This window comes from Gemmatimonadota bacterium (genome assembly GCA_016714015.1).
GTDB lineage: Bacteria > Gemmatimonadota > Gemmatimonadetes > Gemmatimonadales > Gemmatimonadaceae > Pseudogemmatithrix.
On the sequence record JADJNZ010000009.1, the window covers coordinates 36907 to 52310 of the forward strand.

Below are 15404 nucleotides of genomic sequence, written 5' to 3' on the forward strand. Positions count from 1 at the left end.
CCAGCCTCCGATGCCCTACCTGAAGCTCCAGGATACCCAGCACCCGCTCGCGGCGGGTGAGACCGTGATCGGCGCCTTCGATGGCGCCCAGATCCGGCTGCCGAGTGGCGACCCGTCGACCAGTGCGGTCGTTCTGGTCGGCCAGCAGGGTGTCTCCATCCGCCGCGGGACGGCCGGGTCGGTGGTCACGGTGAACGGCGTCCAGCTTGGCGTCGAACCGAGCCCCCTCCTCCATGGTGATCGCGTGGAGATCGCTGGACACGAGCTGCGGCTGGGCGAGGACCAGAAGGGCGGGAGCACGCAGTTCGTGAGCGCCGCGGAGATCGCGAAGCTCGCGGCGGCCTCCAAGCCCTCCTCGGCCCCCAAGAAGCCCACGACCGCGACGGGCGGCCGGCTGGTCTCGCTCGTGGACGGCCGCGAGTACGCCGTCGCCGACGCCGGGATGTCCTTCGGCCGCGAGGTCGGCAACGATGTCGTGATCGCGAGCACCGAGATCTCGCGCAAGCACGCGAGCATCGCCCCGGCGTCGAACGGGTACATGCTCACCGACCACAGCACGAACGGCGTCTGGGTGAACGGCGCGCGCGTGCAGGGCGAGCAGCTCCTCGGCCGCGGCGACGTGATCAAGATGGGAGCGGAGGAGTTCCGGTTCTACGCGGACGTGGCGAAGGCGGCCCCGCAGCCGGCGCCGTCCGCGGCGCAGCTCGAGGTGACGATGATGGGCGGGCCGGGGTTCGCGCCGCCGAAGGCGCCCGCCCCGGCGCCCGTCCCCGAGCCGGCCCCGGCGCCCGCGCCGAAGCCTGTCCCTCAGCTCGACATCACGATGATGGGGCACCCGGGCATGGTGCCGCCGCCCAAGGCGGCGCCGGCGCCCGCCCCGGCGCCCGCCCCGGCCCCTGCCGCGGCTCCCGCCGCCGGCCGGCAGCCCCTCGCCTCGCTCGAGATCGTGGCGGAAGGGCCGCTCAAGGGCACCAAGTTCGAGCTCCATTCCGCGCTGACGAACATCGGCCGCGGCGACCATAACGACATCGCGATCAAGGACGAGTCGATCTCCGACTCGCATGCGAAGATCCAGAAGCGCGCCGACGGGTGGTACGTGGTGGACCAGGAGTCCACCAACGGGACCTACGTGGGCGGACGCCGGGTGCAGGGTGAGGTGCGGGTGGAAGGGGCGCCCGACCTGCGATTCGGCGGCATCAAGATGACCTTCCGGCCCGTGGCCACCACGCAGGATGCCGGCGGTGGCACGCGCGCGATCGCGGCGGTGAACGTCGACGCGATCAAGAAGCAGGCGGCGAGTGCCAAGTCGCAGGCCGCTTCCCAGGCGGCGGCGAAGGCGATGGCGCAGGCCCCGGAAGAGAAGAAGAAGGGTTGTGCCGCGGTGATCCTCCTCCTCGTGTCCCTCGCGGGCACGGGTGTCGGGCTCCTTTCGCTTCTCCTGCTCGCGGGGCGCTGAGCGGATGCAGATCAAGGTGGGTGCACGGACGGACGTCGGCATGGTCCGCTCCGGCAATGAGGACAACTTCTTCGCCGAGGCGGACGGCCAGCGCGGCGTCTTCGTCGTGGCCGATGGCATGGGTGGCCATGCGGCGGGCGAGGTGGCGAGCGAGATGGCGGTGCAGATCGTCGCGCGCACGCTGCTCCCGCTCCAGTCCGTGAAGTCGGACCACGCGGCCAACCTCGTCGCGCAGGCGCTGAAGGACGCGAACCGCGCGATCTACGAGCGGATGCTCGCCGAGGTCGACAAGCAGGGCATGGGGACCACGGCGTCGGTGCTCGTGATGTCCAATGAGGGCTACCTCATCGGACAGATCGGCGACTCGCGGATCTACCTGCTGCGCGACGGCGCGCTGACGCAGGTGACCAAGGACCACTCCTACGTGCAGGAGCAGGTCGACGCGGGCCTCCTCACGCCGGAGCAGGCGCGCTATCACCCGTACAGCAACGTGATCACGCGCTGCGTCGGGGCGAGCGACGAGGTCGAGGCGGACATCTACGCCGGCGCGATGAAGCCGGGCGACGTCTTCCTTGTCGCGTCGGACGGGCTCACCGGCATGGTCGACGACCGCCGCCTGCAGCAGCTGCTGCTCGCGCGCTCGGGCCCCGGCCGCATCGTCGACGCGCTCATCGCCGAAGCCAACAACCGCGGCGGCCTCGACAACATCACGGCCATCGTGGTGCAGGTGGATTCGCTCGACGACGTCCCGAATGTCTGAGCAGCAGCCACAGCCGGAGACGGTCGGCGGGATCGCGGAGCTCTACCTCGGCAACATCCTCTACGCGCTCGAGCGGTGCGCGCTGGCGATGGCCGAGGACGGCAAGGGCGCCGATGCGAAGTTCTACCGCGGAATCGGACGGATGCTCGCCGATGCGCACGGGAAGGCGAAGAAGGCTGCTGCTGCCGAGTGAACCGCAACTGCGGTCACCACAGAGGGCACAGAGGGCACAGAGAAGGGCGGAGGGCGCTTGGCGCTCTCCGCCCTTCTTTCGTTGCGCGCTCGGGGATCCTCAACGGCTTCACCACAGGGGCACAGGGGACACAGGGGGGGATCGCGTTCAACCGGGCATCCGTGCGCAGTTGCAGTTCCACAAAGAAAAGGACTTGAAGGGACTACCGCGCCCGACGGATCCGCCGCGCCCCCTGTGCCCCCTGTGGTGAAACGCAGTGGCACCTCTCCGCAGTTCTCTGTGCCCTCTGTGCCCTCTGTGGTGAAGCCGTCAGCGGTCAAGCCGACGCCAACACCCGGAGCACATCGTCGAGCGAAATCTCGAGCCGCCGCACCGTGAACACCCGCAGCCATCGCGCCGACTGGTAGAGCTGCTCGGCGAGGATCGGCAGGTTGATCGCCCCCGCGAGCCCCGAGTCGGTGATGCGACGGACCGTGCCGTCGCGCGCGAGGAGCGGCAGGTCGAGCCCCAGCATCCGCTCCTTCCGCGGGTAGTCGAGGAGAAGCTCCCCCTCGGCGAGCCCGTGCGCCGCCGCGAGGACGCGCTCGGCGGCCCGGGTGCGGGTACGGTCCTCGGCGATCCACTCGAGGTCGAGCTGCGTGAGCGCCGCGGCCGGCGCTTCCATCGCGCGCTTGTAGAGCCGGCGTTCGGTGAGCGCGCCGAGGAGCGCGGGGGCCGCGCGTCCCGCACGTGAGGCCGCCTGGTCGATCTCGTGCAGCAACCCCTCGTCGGTGTAGCCGACGAGCGCCTCCACGCGCAGCAGGCCGTCCGCGAGCGCATCCTCGACGAGCCGCTTGTACATCGCCGTCGCGCTGCGCACCGCGTGCTGCCAGTAGACGTTGCGGTACATCTGGTACTTCGCGAACAGCAGCGACTCGAGCGCCGAGAGCCCCTTCTCGCGGAGGCCGACCGTCGGGCGCCCCGTCGAGGGGTCGGCGACGAGGGTGAGCGCGTGCCGCAGGCGATCGACATCGATCTCGCCGTAGGCGACGCCGCACATCATCGCGTCGCGCTTGAGGTAGTCGGTCTTGTCGAGGTCGATCGACCCCGAGATGAGCCCCTGCAGCGGCGACTCGCTCGTCCCGCGCACGAGCGCGAGGACTCGCTCGGGGGCGTCGGCCGAGAACTCGCGGCGGAGGATCGTGCCGACCGGCCCTTGGGCGATGAGCGGCCCGGCGACCTGCTCATGGTGCGGGACGCCGATCTCCTCGAGCGCGTGCGAGAACGGGTAGTGCCCGATGTCGTGCAGCAGCGCCGCGGCGACGACGAGCCGCCGGTCGAGCTCCGGCACCTGCGCGAGTTCCCCGGCGTCGTCGAGGACGCGCAGGGTCAGGCGCGCGAGATGGTAGGCGCCGAGCACATGCTCGAACCGCGAATGCGTCGCGCCCGGATAGACCAGGTGCGCGAGCCCCAGCTGCCGCACGTAGCGGAGGCGCTGGAACGGGGCCGAGTCGACGAGGGCCAGGTAGGGCCCGTCGACGCGGATATTGTTCCACAGGGGATCGCGGAGGGTGGGCATGTCTGGGAGGAAGGCCGAAGGAGGAAGGACGAAAGCTACCGCCATGCAAGTTCCGGGAAGGGCCGATGCACTGCGCGCCGATCGCGAATGAAGAAGGCGAGGCCGCACGGCCTCGCCCCCTTCATCCTTCAGCCTTCACCGGCCGTCCGGTTCACCCCTTCGGCCCCGCCGCCAGGATCCCCTCCGACACCGCCGCGCCGAACTTCTTGATGTTCTCCTGGAACATCCCCGCGAGCTTCTTCGCCTGCTGGTCGTACGCGGCGCCGTCCTTCCAGGTGTTCCGCGGCTGGAGGATCTCGGTCGGCACGCCGTCGATCACCGACGGGATGGGGAGGCCGAAGATCGGGTCGGGCGTCACCTGCGCCTTGTCGAGCTTGCCGGCGAGCGCCGCGCGCACCATCGCGCGGGTGTAGGCGAGCTTCATGCGCGAGCCGACGCCGTAGGCGCCGCCGCTCCAGCCGGTGTTCACGAGCCAGACCTGCGCGCCGTGCTTGTCGAGCAGTTCGCCGAGCATCTCGGCGTACTTGGTCGGGTGCCAGACGAGGAAGACGGCGCCGAAGCAGGCCGAGAAGGTCGCCTGTGGCTCGGTGACGCCGCGCTCGGTGCCGGCGAGCTTCGCCGTGTAGCCGGAGAGGAAGTAGTACATCGCCTGCTCCTTGGTGAGCTTGGCGATGGGGGGCAGCACGCCGAAGGCGTCGGCGGTGAGGAACACCACATGCTTCGGGTGTCCGCCGCGGCCCGACGGGACGTGGTTGCGGATGTAGTGGAGCGGGTAGGACGCGCGCGTGTTCTCGGTGATCGACTGGTCCTCGAACCGCACCTTCTTGCTCCCCGGCTCGAGGACGACGTTCTCGAGGATGGTGCCGAACATCTCGGTGGTGGCGAAGATGTCGGGCTCCTGCTCACGGGAGAGGTTGATCACCTTCGCGTAGCAGCCGCCCTCGAAGTTGAAGGTGCCGCTCTCGCTCCAGCCGTGCTCGTCGTCGCCGATGAGGCCGCGCTCGGGGTCGGCGGAGAGCGTGGTCTTGCCGGTGCCGGAGAGGCCGAAGAAGAGCGCGGTGTCGCCGGCGGAGCCGATGTTCGCCGAGCAGTGCATCGAGAGGACGCCCTGCTTGGGGAGCATGTAGTTCATCACCGTGAACATCGCCTTCTTGAGCTCGCCGGCGTAGCGGGTGCCGCCGATGAGGATGGTGCGCTTGGCGAGGTTGAGCACGATGAAGGTGCTCGTGCGGGTGCCGTGGCGCGCCGGATCCGCCTGGTACTCGGGGGCGTGGAGGATCGAGAAGTTCGGCACGAAGGCCGCGAGCGCCGCGAGCTCGGGCCGGATGAACATGTTGCGGACGAAGTTCGCGTGCCACGCGTTGGGCGTGACGTAGCGGCACGAGAGGCGATAGGCGGGATCGGCGCCGCAGTAGAGGTCCTCGACGAAGAGCTCGTCGAGGCCGTTCAGGTACGCCTGCACGTCGGCGAGGAGGGTCGCGTAGTGCGCCTCGCTGATCGGCTGGTTGACCTTGCCCCAGTCGACGTCGGCCTCGGTGCTCGGCTCCTTCACGACGAACTTGTCGTTGGGCGAGCGGCCGGTGTGCGGCTTGGTGACGGCGACGAAGGGGCCCATGTGCGCGAGCTCGCCCTCGCCCTTGCGGGCGGCGGCGAGGATGAGCTCGGGAGCCTCGAGGTTCCAGCGCACGGTGCCCGTGGGGGCGAGCCCCTGGGCGGAGAGTCCAGTGGTGCTCTCGCGGCTGGGGACGGTCGAAGAGGTCATGTTCGGGTCGAAGTGGGAATGGTCGTGTGGGACCGCGCGGGCCGGATCAGCCGCGCGCGGGGGCGGTGCCGCGACCGCGCTGCTGCGCGTCGATGACGGCCACCGCTGCCATGTTGACGATCTCCTGCACGTCGGCGCCCTGCTCGAGGACGTGGACGGGGTGCTGCATGCCGACGAGGATCGGGCCGATGGCCGTCGCCCCGCCCAACTGCGTGAGCAGCTTGTACGCGATGTTGCCGGCGCTGAGGTTGGGGAAGATCAGCACGTTGGCCGCTTCCTTGAGCGCGCTGAACGGGTAGCGTCCCGCCAGCACCTCCTCGTTGAACGCCGTGTCCGCCTGCATCTCGCCGTCCACGACGAGCGACGGGTCGCGACGGCGGATGAGGCGCACGGCCTCGGCCATCTTCGCCGCCTCGGGGTGCTTCACCGAGCCGAAGTTGGAGAACGAGAGCATCGCGATGCGCGGCGCGATGCCGAAGGTCTTCGCGAGCCCGGCCGCCGAGTGCGCGATGAGCGCGAGCTGCTCGGCGGTGGGGTCGATGTTGACCGTGGTGTCACCGAAGAAGACGACATGCTGCTCGAAGACGAGCATGTAGAGACCCGACGCGAGGCCGACATCGGGATGGGCGCCGATCACCTCGAGGGCGGGGCGCACGGTCTCGGGGTAGTGCTTGCCGATGCCGCCGAGGAGCGCATCGGCGTCGCCGGCGGCGACCATGACCGAGCCGAAGATCGTCGCGCGGGTGATGCGCTGGTTGGCCTCGACGAGCGAGAGGCCCTTGCGCTGCCGCTTGTTCCAGAGGAACTGCGCGTACCGGTCGCGGCGCTTGGACGCGCCGGGCTCCTCGATGGTGATGCCGTCGAGCGGGATGTTCATCTCGTCGGCGAGGGCACGGACGCGGTCGAGGCGCCCGAGGAGGATGGGCTGCGCGATCTGCTCGTCGACGAGGATCTGCGCAGCGCGGAGGATCTTGGGATCCTCGCCCTCGGGGAAGACGATGCGCCGGGGGTCCTGCTGGGCGCGGGAGATGAGGCCGCGCATGATGCCCCGCGCGCGGCCCTGCCGGGCCTCGAGCTTGTCGCGGTACTCGTCGAGGTCGATGAACTCCTTCGCGACCCCGCTCGCCACCGCGGCCCAGGCCACGGCCGGCGCCACGCGCAACAGCGCGCGCGGGTCGAACGGGAAGGGGATCAGGTACTCGGGGCCGAACTTCACGTTCGTGAGCCCGTAGAGGGCGGCGACGGAGTCCGGCACCTCCTCCTTGGCGAGCTGCGCGAGGGCGCGCGTGGCCGCCATCTTCATCTCCTCGTTCACCTCGGTCGCGCGGGCGTCGAGCGCGCCGCGGAAGATGAACGGGAAGCCGAGGACGTTGTTGACCTGGTTGGGATAGTCGGAGCGGCCGGTGGCGATGATCGCGTCGTCGCGGACCGCCTTCACCTCGTGCGGGAGGATCTCCGGCACGGGGTTGGCGAGGGCGAAGATGATCGGGTCCTTGGCCATCTTCGCGACCATCGGGCCGGTCACGGCGCCCGCGACCGAGAGCCCCACGAAGACATCGGCGCCGACGAGCGCCGCGGCGAGGTCGCGCGCCGGCGTGTCGTTCTGCAGCCGCGCCTTGTACTTGTCCATGTCGTCCGGGCGGCCCTTCCAGATGACGCCCTTGCGGTCGCAGAGGATGACATGCTCGCGCTTCACGCCCAGCCGGATGTAGTGCTCGGCGGTGGAGATGGCCGCGGCGCCGGCGCCGGAGAACACGACCCGCACCTGACCGATGTCCTTGCCGACGACCTCGAGCGCGTTGAGCAGGGCGGCGCCGGAGATGATGGCCGTCCCGTGCTGGTCGTCGTGGAAGACCGGGATCTTCATGGTCGCCCGGAGCGTTTCCTCGATGTGGAAGCACTCGGGGGCCTTGATGTCCTCGAGGTTGATGCCACCGACGGTGGGCTCGAGGAGCTGGCAGAACTTGATGACGTCCTCGGGATCCTCGGAACCGACCTCGATGTCGAAGACGTCGATGTCGGCGAACTGCTTGAAGAGGTTCCCCTTGCCTTCCATCACCGGCTTGCCGGCGAGGGCGCCGATGTTGCCGAGGCCGAGGACCGCGGTGCCGTTGGTGACCACGGCGACCAGATTGCCCTTGGCGGTGTACTTGTAGGCGTCGTCCGGGTTGGCCTTGATCTCCAGGCAGGGTTCGGCGACCCCCGGGGAGTAGGCCAGCGCGAGGTCACGCTGGTTGGTCAGCGGCTTGGTGGGGACGACCGCGATCTTGCCCGGTCGGCCGCGGGAATGGTAGTCGAGCGCGTCCTCGCGTTTCATGGCGTAAATCTAGTGGCGCCAGTGGGATAGGGGAAAGCGTCAACTGGCGCTTCCGGTGTCAGGCGGACCCTGAGTCCTCCCTTGTCGAACCCCGGCCGATGGCTGTACTCATTCCTCACCGATGACCCTCACCCGCATCCTCCTCGCTCTGCGCCGCCCACTCCGCGCCCCGTCCCGGACGGGACTCGCGCGAGCCGTGGTCGGCGCCTGGCTGGCCGTGCACGGGTTCGTGGTGGCGGCCGCGCCGGTGGCGGACGCGCTCGCGGGCCACACCGAATCGGTGGTCGCACATTGGGAGGACGCGCAGGACCAGTCTTGCCCGCCGCTCCACGATCCCGCGACCTGCCAGCTGTGCCAGCAGGTCACGTCGACGTTGTCCGACGGGCCGATGGACCGGGTCGCGCCGGCAGCCGTCGTCCGACGGGCGGCGGTGCGGCCGCAGGAGCCGGGGCTCGGCGCCGCGGCCGCGGTACTGCCCGGCAGTGCCTCTCCGCGAGGTCCGCCGAGGGGTTGAGTCCCGCGCCTTCGGGCGCGGGGGATCGCGCCGCGCGTTGCGCGCGTGCGCCTGACGTGCAGTGGCTCGCCCCGGGGACTCCCGGGCCGCGTGCCCTGTGCACCACTCGACTCCTCCTCATGACATCCCGTTCGATCCTCGCCTCGACGCTGCGCGCCCTCGCTGGCGCGCTCCTGCTCGTCCTGCTCCCCGCGGTCTCGCGCGCCGAGATCGCTCCTCGCTTCACCCCTGCCGTGCTCGGCAGCGTCGTCGACAGTGCCGGCACGCCGCTCGCGAACGCGACGATCATCGTTGCCGAGGTCGGTCGCTCCACGACGACCAATGCGGAGGGCGCGTTCGTGCTCCGCGGCCTGCCGTCGGGTGAGTACCATCTCAGTGTCACCCTCATCGGTTACGCACCGGGGCATGTCGTCGTGACGGTCCCCCCCGCCGGCCCCGACGTGCGCGTGCGCGTCGAACTGCGCGCGACGCCGCTCCGGCTCTCGTCCGTGGTCGTCAGTGCCTCACCCACCGGCACCGAGAGTGAACGCCTCACGCAGACCGCGGCCGAGCTCTCCGGCAAGTCGCTCGCGCGGGCCATGAGTTCCTCGGTCGCGGCGACGCTCGCGTCGGAGCCCGGCGTGAGCCAGCGCTACAGCGGTCCGGCCGCGACCATGCCCGTCATCCGCGGCCTGTCAGGCGACCGGATCCTCGTGCTCCAGGACGGGGAGCGCTCCGGCGACCTCGCGTCCGCCGCGGCCGATCACGGCGTGTCGGTGGACCCGCTGGCGGCGCAGCGCATCGAGGTCGTGCGCGGTCCGGCCTCGCTGCTCTACGGCAACAACGCGCTCGGCGGCGTGGTGAACGTCATCTCGAACGACATCCCGACCTCGGTCCCGACGCACGTCGAAGGGTCGGTCGGCTCCCAGGGCGAGTCGGTGACGCCCGGGGCGGCGGTGAACGCCGGTTTCACGGCGCCACTGGGCGGCCGCAGCGCGCTGTCGGTGCGCGGCGGGTATCGCGACATGGGGCCGCTCCGCACGGGTGGCGCGACGACGCTCGACGGCACCGACTCGCGCGCGTCCAACGGCGCGATCGGCTACGGGTACATCGGCGAGCGCGGCAACTTCGGGCTCGGGGTGCGGCTGTACGACTTCAACTACGGCATCCCCGCGGAAGCGGGCGATCCCGAGGCGGGGATCCGGCTCGACGGTCGACGCACCGGCCTGAGCGCGCGGACGGGCCTGCAACTGGCCTCGACGGCCGTACCCTATCTGCGCATCGAAGGGACCGCGCAGGACTACGCGCATGACGAGATCGAGCCCGATGGCGCGATCGGGACGCACTTCGAGCTCCGGACGCAGACCCTGAACGCGCAAGCCTCGACGGCGTTCGGGCGGTTCAAGGGCGCGATCGGACTGCAGGGCCTCTTCAAGCAGTACGCGGCGACCGGTGAGGAGGCGCTCACGCCCGCGGCCGACTCGCGCGGCCTCGGGGCGTTCCTCTTCCAGGAGATCGTGGTCCGCGAGACCGGGTCGGCGCATCCCGGGCACAAGGGAGACGTGAACCTGCAGTTCGGCGCCCGCTGGGACGACTACGAGATCGCGTCGAAGACCGGCGATCCGAAGTTCGGTCCGGGACGTACGGTGAACTTCCGCAACGGCTCCGGCTCGCTCGGCCTCAGCTGGTCCGTCACGGAGATCGTGTCTCTCAGCGGGTCGGTCGCGCGCGCGTTCCGCGCGCCGACGGTCGAGGAGCTGTACTCCAATGCGAACCACGCCGCCGCCGGCACGTACGATCAAGGCAACGCGGCCCTGCGCTCCGAGACGAGCACCGGCGGCGAGGCGATCATCCGGGTACGCGCGGCGCGGACGAGCGCGCAGTTCTCCGCCTACGTGAATCGCATCGATGATTACGTGACGCCGAACATCGTCGGCGACACGCTCGTGGACGGCGAGCTCGTGCCGCTCAACCGCTTCGCGCAGGCGGATGCGGAGCTGCGCGGCGTGGAAGGCTCGGTGGAGACGCGACTCGGCGATGCGTTCGTCGCGAGCGTGATGGGTGACGTCGTGCGCGGCGAGTTCCGTGGCGGCGGCGCGCTGCCGTTCATGCCGCCGGCCCGCGTGGGCGCCGGACTCCGCTGGGAGCAGGGACGCTTCTCGGTCTCCAGCGACGTGCGGCACGGCTTCGCGCAGGATCGCGTGACCGGCGGGGACGTGGACATCGCCACCGACGCGTACACGGTGGTGAATCTCAGCGCCGGGACGCAGTGGCTGGTGGGGAACATCCTCCATCAGCTCACCCTGCGCGCCGACAACGTCGGCGATACGCGCTACTTCGATGCGGCGAGCCGGATCAAGCGGTTCGCGGCGAATCCCGGCCGCAACATCTCGCTCGTGTATCAGGTCCAGTTCTGAACGAGCTGGATCGCCCGTTCACGCGCCTCGAGCGCGTGAACGGGCAGCACGAGCAGGTCCCCCGGCCGCGCCCACGCGAGCAGCCGCCGCACCCCGTCGGTCTCGTCGGTCGCGAGATCGATCTGCTCGGCGCGCGCACCGGACTCCAACAACTCCGCGCGCAGCAGCGCCGGCACGTCCCCGCGCTCCCGGCCGCGCAGGTAGCCGTCGAGGTCCTTCAGCACGATCCGGTCGGGCGCCGCGTCCCACGCGGTGCGCGCGAGCGCGCGGATCGCATCGTCGTCGCGGTCGCCGGCCTGCCCGAGTAGAAGTCCGAGCCGGCCCGTGCCGCGTGACGCCGCGGCCGCGGCGAGCAGCGCGCCGAGTCCGTGCGGGTTGTGCGCATAGTCGATCCAGATGCGCACGCCGCCGCGCTCGAAACGCTCGAGCCGGCCGGGGTTGTCGTCGTTCTCAGTGCCGAACGACGACGCGACGGCGCGGATCGCATGCGCGGGCGCGCCGAGCAGCGTCGCGAGCACGGCGGCGCCGGCGAGGTTCGACACGTTGTGGCGCGCGGCGCCGCCGAGTGTGAGCGGCATCTCGGCCGGCGGTGGCAGCACCGCGGGAGGCTCGTCGGCCTTGAACCAGGCGACCGGTCCGTGATGATGATGCGGCGTGGTGCGGAGAAGGAGGTCGTCCGCGTTGAGCACGAGCGTCCCGGCGTCGCGGAGCGCATGGGCGACGACGAGCTTCACGTCGGCGAGGTCGCCGAGCGACTCGATGCCGTACCCGCCGAGATGGTCCTCGGCGATGTTCGTGATGAGCGCCGCGTCGGCGCGCGGACAGGCGAGGCCCCGACGCAGGATCCCGCCGCGCGCGGTCTCGAGGACGGCGGCGGTCACCCGCGGGTCGCGCAGCACGCGTCGCGCCCCGGCGGGGCCGCTCCAGTCCCCCCGCTCCACACGCCGCCCGTCGATGAACACGCCGTCGCTGCAGCAGAACCCGACGACGTGGCCCGCGCGCGCGAGCATCGCGGCGACGAGCCGGACCGTGGTCGTCTTGCCGTTGCTCCCGGTGACGAGCGCGACCGGGACGCGGCCGAGGGTGTGCCACGGCACCTCGGTCGGCGCGGGGAGTGCGCCGATGGGCCAGGTCCGCCCGCGTGTGCCGTAGCCGAGCGAGACCTCGGTCTCGTCGAAGAGGAGCGGCGTGCCGGCGCGGCGCGCCGCGGTCTCGAGGGCGCGCAACGGCGCGTTCTCCTCCGCCGCGAGGTACGCCCGGAGCGCCATGCGTGCCGCCGTCTCGTCCCACGGGAGCCGCGGCTCGTCGGGATCGCCGGTCTGCGCGGCGCGGGCCTCGCCATCGCTGGCGGCGCGCATCCAGGCCCATTCGTTGACGAGCGTGGCGCCGAGGAGCGCGTCGATCGGCGCGGTGAGCGCGAGCGCCGCGCGCGATCCGTCGGCCGTGCGCCGCACCGCGAGGTCCGGCTCCCAGCCGACGTGCATCGCGAGGCGGAGGGCGTGGGTGCGCCACGCCTCGATCTCGAGCTCGGCCTGACGCGGCTCGAGCGCGGCGTCGAGCACCGCCCCCGGCGCATGGAGCCAGAGACTCGCGCCGAAGAGCCGGCGCGAGTCCTCCCACAACGGGGCCTTCGGAGCGGGCGCCGGAGCGTTCAGTCGTCGCTCTCGCGCGCGAGCCGCACGCCGCGCTCGTCGCGGACGAGCGAGCCCATCTCGCGCTGCACGAGCTCCGCCGCCGGCGCGCTCGCCGCGACCGCGCGCGGGACCGGGAACTCCGCGGTCACCGGGCGCAGCGCCCCGTCGGGCGTGAAGTGGATGATCTGCTTCCAGCAGCGCGTGATCTCGTCGCCGAAGACGAGGAGCAGGTCGCCGGCGCGGGCCATGCGGAGCGCGGCCTCCACGGCCTCCTGCTCCTCGGGGATGATCGTGATCCGCTTCGCGTCCACGCCCGACGCCTTGAGCGTGGCGGCGATCATGCCGGGGACCTCATCGCCATCGCGTCCGCGCAGCGAGTCGTCGCGGCGGCAGATGTAGTGGTCGAAGCGGCCCGCCACCGCGCGCGCGATGTCGCGGATGTCCTCGTCGCGGCGGTCGCCCGGGCCGGCGACGACGACGATCCGGCGCCCCGTGACATCGAGCCGCGTCGCGAGATCGGCCATCGCCTCGACGGCGTGCGCGTTGTGCCCGTAGTCGAGGATGACCTTGAACGGGTGCTCGTTGTAGACGTTCGTGCGCCCCGGCGCCTGGAAGAACGTCGTGTCGAACGTCCGCAGGCCCTGCCGGATGGTCTCGAGCTTGAGGCCCATCGAGAACGCCATCGCCGCGGCGAACATCGCGTTGGAGACGTTGTGCATCGCGCGTCCTTCCATCGTCGCCGGGATCAGGTGCGTCCACAGCAGCGGGATGTGCGCGCCCTTGTCGTAGATGGTGATCATCTGGCCGTTCACGCCGGTCTCGAGCGAGACGGCGCGGCCCCCGGCGCGGATGTGCTCGCGCACGAGCGCGTGCGCCGGATCCATCGTCACGTAGCAGAGATGCTTCGCCTCGGTGTAGGCGGCCATCTTGAGGCAGAGCGGATCGTCGGCATTGAGCACCGCGGCGTCGCGCGCCACCTCGACGACGGTGCGCTTCACCTCGGCGAGGTCCTCGAGCGTGTCGATGCCCTTCATGCCGAGGTGGTCGGAGCGGACGTTGAGCACCGCGCCGACGTTCACGTAGCGGGTCCCCATGCCGGCGCGGAGCAGGCCGCCGCGGGCGATCTCGAGCACGGCGACGTCGATCGACGGGTCGGAGAGCACGGTCCGCGTCGCGACCGGACCGGTCATGTCGCCCTCGACCGTGCGCTGGCCGTCGATGTAGACGCCGTCGGTGGTCGTGAAGCCCGGCGTCATGCCGCCCATCTTGCAGATGTGGGCGAGCATGCGGCTCGTCGTGGTCTTGCCGTTGGTGCCGGTCACCGCGGCGATCGGCACGACGGTCGGCGAGCCCGGCGGGAACAGCATGTCGATCACCGGCCCGGCGACGTCGCGCGGGCGCCCTTCGCTCGGCGCCGAGTGCATGCGGAAGCCCGGCGCGGCGTTCACCTCGCAGATCGCGCCGCCGTGCTTCTTGTACGACTGCGTGATGTCGGCCGAGAGGAAGTCCACGCCGCCGACGTCGAGGCCGATCGCCTGGATGGCGCGCTGCGCCATCTCGACGTTGTCGGGATGGATGACGTCGGTGACGTCCGTGGCCGTGCCGCCGGTGGAGAGGTTGGCGGTGGACCGGAGGTAGACCGCCTCGCCCTTGGCGGGCACCGTCGCGGCGGTGTAGCCCTTCTCGGTGAGGAGGCGCTCGGCCTGCGCGTCGAGCTCGAGACGCGTGAGGACCTTCTCGTGCCCGATGCCGCGGCGCGGGTCCTGGTTCACGATGTCGATGAGTTCGGCGATGGTGCGCGTGCCGTCGCCGACGACGTGGCCCGGCGTGCGCCGCGTCGCGGCGACGAGCGTGCCGTTCACGACGAGCAACCGATGGTCGTCGCCGGTGATGTAGCTCTCCACGAGGACCGAGCGCGAGACCTCCTGCGCGGCCGCGAAGGCGGCGCGGACGGCCTCCTCGGTCTTGAGGTGGATCGCGACCGCGCGCCCGTGGTTGCCGTTGTACGGCTTCACGACGACCGGGTACCCGATGCGACGCGCCGCGCGCGCGGCGGCGTCGGCGCTCTGTACGAGCTCCTGCTTGGGCACCGGAAGGCCGAGCGTGGCCAGGATCTTGTTGGTCTCCTCCTTGTCGCTCGCGAGCTCCACGGCGATGTGCGAGGTGCGGCCGGTGACCGTCGCCTGGATGCGCTGCTGGTACTTGCCGTAGCCGAGCTGGATGAGCGACTGGCTGTTGAGGCGGATCCACGGGATGCCGCGCGCCTCGGCGGCCTGCACGATCGACGCGGTGCTCGGCCCGAGCGCGCGGCGCTGCGAGAAGCGGATGAAACCATCGCGCTCGCGCGTCCAGTCGAAGGGCGCCTCGCCGGGGGCGCGCACCTCGTCGGGGAGGAGCGAGTTGATGAGCCGCATCGCGAGCTCCCCCGCCTCGAGGCCCTCGTCGCGCTGCTCGTACTCGTAGACGACATGGTAGACGCCCGGGCGCCCGGCGCCGCGCGTCTTGCCGAAGGTGACCTTGAGACCGGCGACGTTCTGCAGCTCGATCGCCACGTGCTCGAGCACATGGCCGAGCCAGGTGCCCTCGTCCTCGGTCATGCGGCGGATGAAGCCGCCGGGTTCGCCATAGGAGCAGCCATGCTCGGCGAGGCCGGGGAGGGCGGCGAGGAGGCCGTCGATGAACGCGCTGCCCAGGCGCGTGGTGGGCCACTCCTCGAGCGCCTCGAGGTCGAGCTCGAGGCGGATGACGGGGAAGTGGGCGTAGAGCGAGGGGCCGACGTAGACCGCGCGGTCGAGGACTCTCATGGCCCCAAAG

10 protein-coding genes are annotated in these 15404 nt (G+C 71.0%); 5 read left to right on the forward strand and 5 right to left on the reverse strand.

Annotated elements, in window-relative coordinates; translation table 11 throughout:
- Window positions 1–10 precede the first annotated feature (10 nt).
- Genes IPJ78_17015 through IPJ78_17025 form a run of 3 tightly spaced genes read left to right on the forward strand, consistent with a single transcriptional unit; the run spans window position 11 to window position 2409 of the window.
- Complete coding sequence (locus IPJ78_17015; protein MBK7908244.1) at window positions 11–1456, forward strand: FHA domain-containing protein; 1446 nt, start codon at window positions 11–13, stop codon at window positions 1454–1456.
- 4 nt (window positions 1457–1460) lie between these two features.
- Window positions 1461–2216, forward strand: coding sequence for a Stp1/IreP family PP2C-type Ser/Thr phosphatase (locus IPJ78_17020; protein MBK7908245.1), 756 nt, complete (start codon window positions 1461–1463; stop codon window positions 2214–2216).
- Window positions 2209–2409 (forward strand): hypothetical protein, encoded by a 201-nt coding sequence (locus IPJ78_17025; protein ID MBK7908246.1) that lies wholly within the window; start codon window positions 2209–2211, stop codon window positions 2407–2409. The genes IPJ78_17020 and IPJ78_17025 overlap by 8 nt, the downstream gene beginning before the upstream one ends.
- A gap of 316 nt (window positions 2410–2725) precedes the next feature.
- Here IPJ78_17025 and IPJ78_17030 read toward each other — a convergent pair whose 3' ends face one another.
- The 3 genes from IPJ78_17030 to IPJ78_17040 all read right to left on the reverse strand — a co-directional run bounded on the left by IPJ78_17030 (window position 2726) and on the right by IPJ78_17040 (window position 8046).
- Window positions 2726–3967 (reverse strand): HD domain-containing protein, encoded by a 1242-nt coding sequence (locus IPJ78_17030; GenBank protein ID MBK7908247.1) that lies wholly within the window; start codon window positions 3965–3967, stop codon window positions 2726–2728.
- Between the two features lie 151 nt (window positions 3968–4118).
- Window positions 4119–5729, reverse strand: a complete 1611-nt coding sequence (gene pckA, locus IPJ78_17035; protein ID MBK7908248.1) for a phosphoenolpyruvate carboxykinase (ATP) — start codon at window positions 5727–5729, stop codon at window positions 4119–4121.
- 46 nt (window positions 5730–5775) lie between these two features.
- Complete coding sequence (locus tag IPJ78_17040) at window positions 5776–8046, reverse strand: NADP-dependent malic enzyme (protein ID MBK7908249.1); 2271 nt, start codon at window positions 8044–8046, stop codon at window positions 5776–5778.
- 121 nt (window positions 8047–8167) lie between these two features.
- Between IPJ78_17040 and IPJ78_17045 the strand changes: the two genes are divergently transcribed.
- Entirely contained in the window at window positions 8168–8560 is a 393-nt protein-coding gene (locus tag IPJ78_17045; GenBank protein MBK7908250.1) for a hypothetical protein, read from the forward strand.
- Window positions 8561–8679: 119 nt separating this feature from the next.
- Complete coding sequence (locus IPJ78_17050) at window positions 8680–10956, forward strand: TonB-dependent receptor (GenBank protein MBK7908251.1); 2277 nt, start codon at window positions 8680–8682, stop codon at window positions 10954–10956.
- Here the strand turns inward: IPJ78_17050 and IPJ78_17055 are convergent.
- The gene (locus tag IPJ78_17055) at window positions 10941–12578 is read right to left on the reverse strand and encodes a Mur ligase (protein ID MBK7908252.1); all 1638 of its coding nucleotides are present in this window, start codon (window positions 12576–12578) and stop codon (window positions 10941–10943) included. The two genes, IPJ78_17050 and IPJ78_17055, sit on opposite strands and share 16 nt — an antisense overlap.
- 29 nt (window positions 12579–12607) lie before the next feature.
- Entirely contained in the window at window positions 12608–15394 is a 2787-nt protein-coding gene (gene cphA / locus IPJ78_17060; protein MBK7908253.1) for a cyanophycin synthetase, read from the reverse strand.
- Between the last annotated feature and the right edge of the window lie 10 nt (window positions 15395–15404).

Coding starts and splice junctions, on each gene's coding strand:
- IPJ78_17030 (MBK7908247.1), bottom strand. CDS start 3,967: ATGCCCACCCTCCGCGATCCCCTGTGGAACAATATCCGCGTCGACGGG.
- IPJ78_17020 (MBK7908245.1), top strand. CDS start 1,461: ATGCAGATCAAGGTGGGTGCACGGACGGACGTCGGCATGGTCCGCTCC.
- IPJ78_17015 (MBK7908244.1), top strand. CDS start 11: ATGCCCTACCTGAAGCTCCAGGATACCCAGCACCCGCTCGCGGCGGGT.
- cphA (MBK7908253.1), bottom strand. CDS start 15,394: ATGAGAGTCCTCGACCGCGCGGTCTACGTCGGCCCCTCGCTCTACGCC.
- pckA (MBK7908248.1), bottom strand. CDS start 5,729: ATGACCTCTTCGACCGTCCCCAGCCGCGAGAGCACCACTGGACTCTCC.
- IPJ78_17045 (MBK7908250.1), top strand. CDS start 8,168: ATGACCCTCACCCGCATCCTCCTCGCTCTGCGCCGCCCACTCCGCGCC.
- IPJ78_17040 (MBK7908249.1), bottom strand. CDS start 8,046: ATGAAACGCGAGGACGCGCTCGACTACCATTCCCGCGGCCGACCGGGC.
- IPJ78_17050 (MBK7908251.1), top strand. CDS start 8,680: ATGACATCCCGTTCGATCCTCGCCTCGACGCTGCGCGCCCTCGCTGGC.
- IPJ78_17025 (MBK7908246.1), top strand. CDS start 2,209: ATGTCTGAGCAGCAGCCACAGCCGGAGACGGTCGGCGGGATCGCGGAG.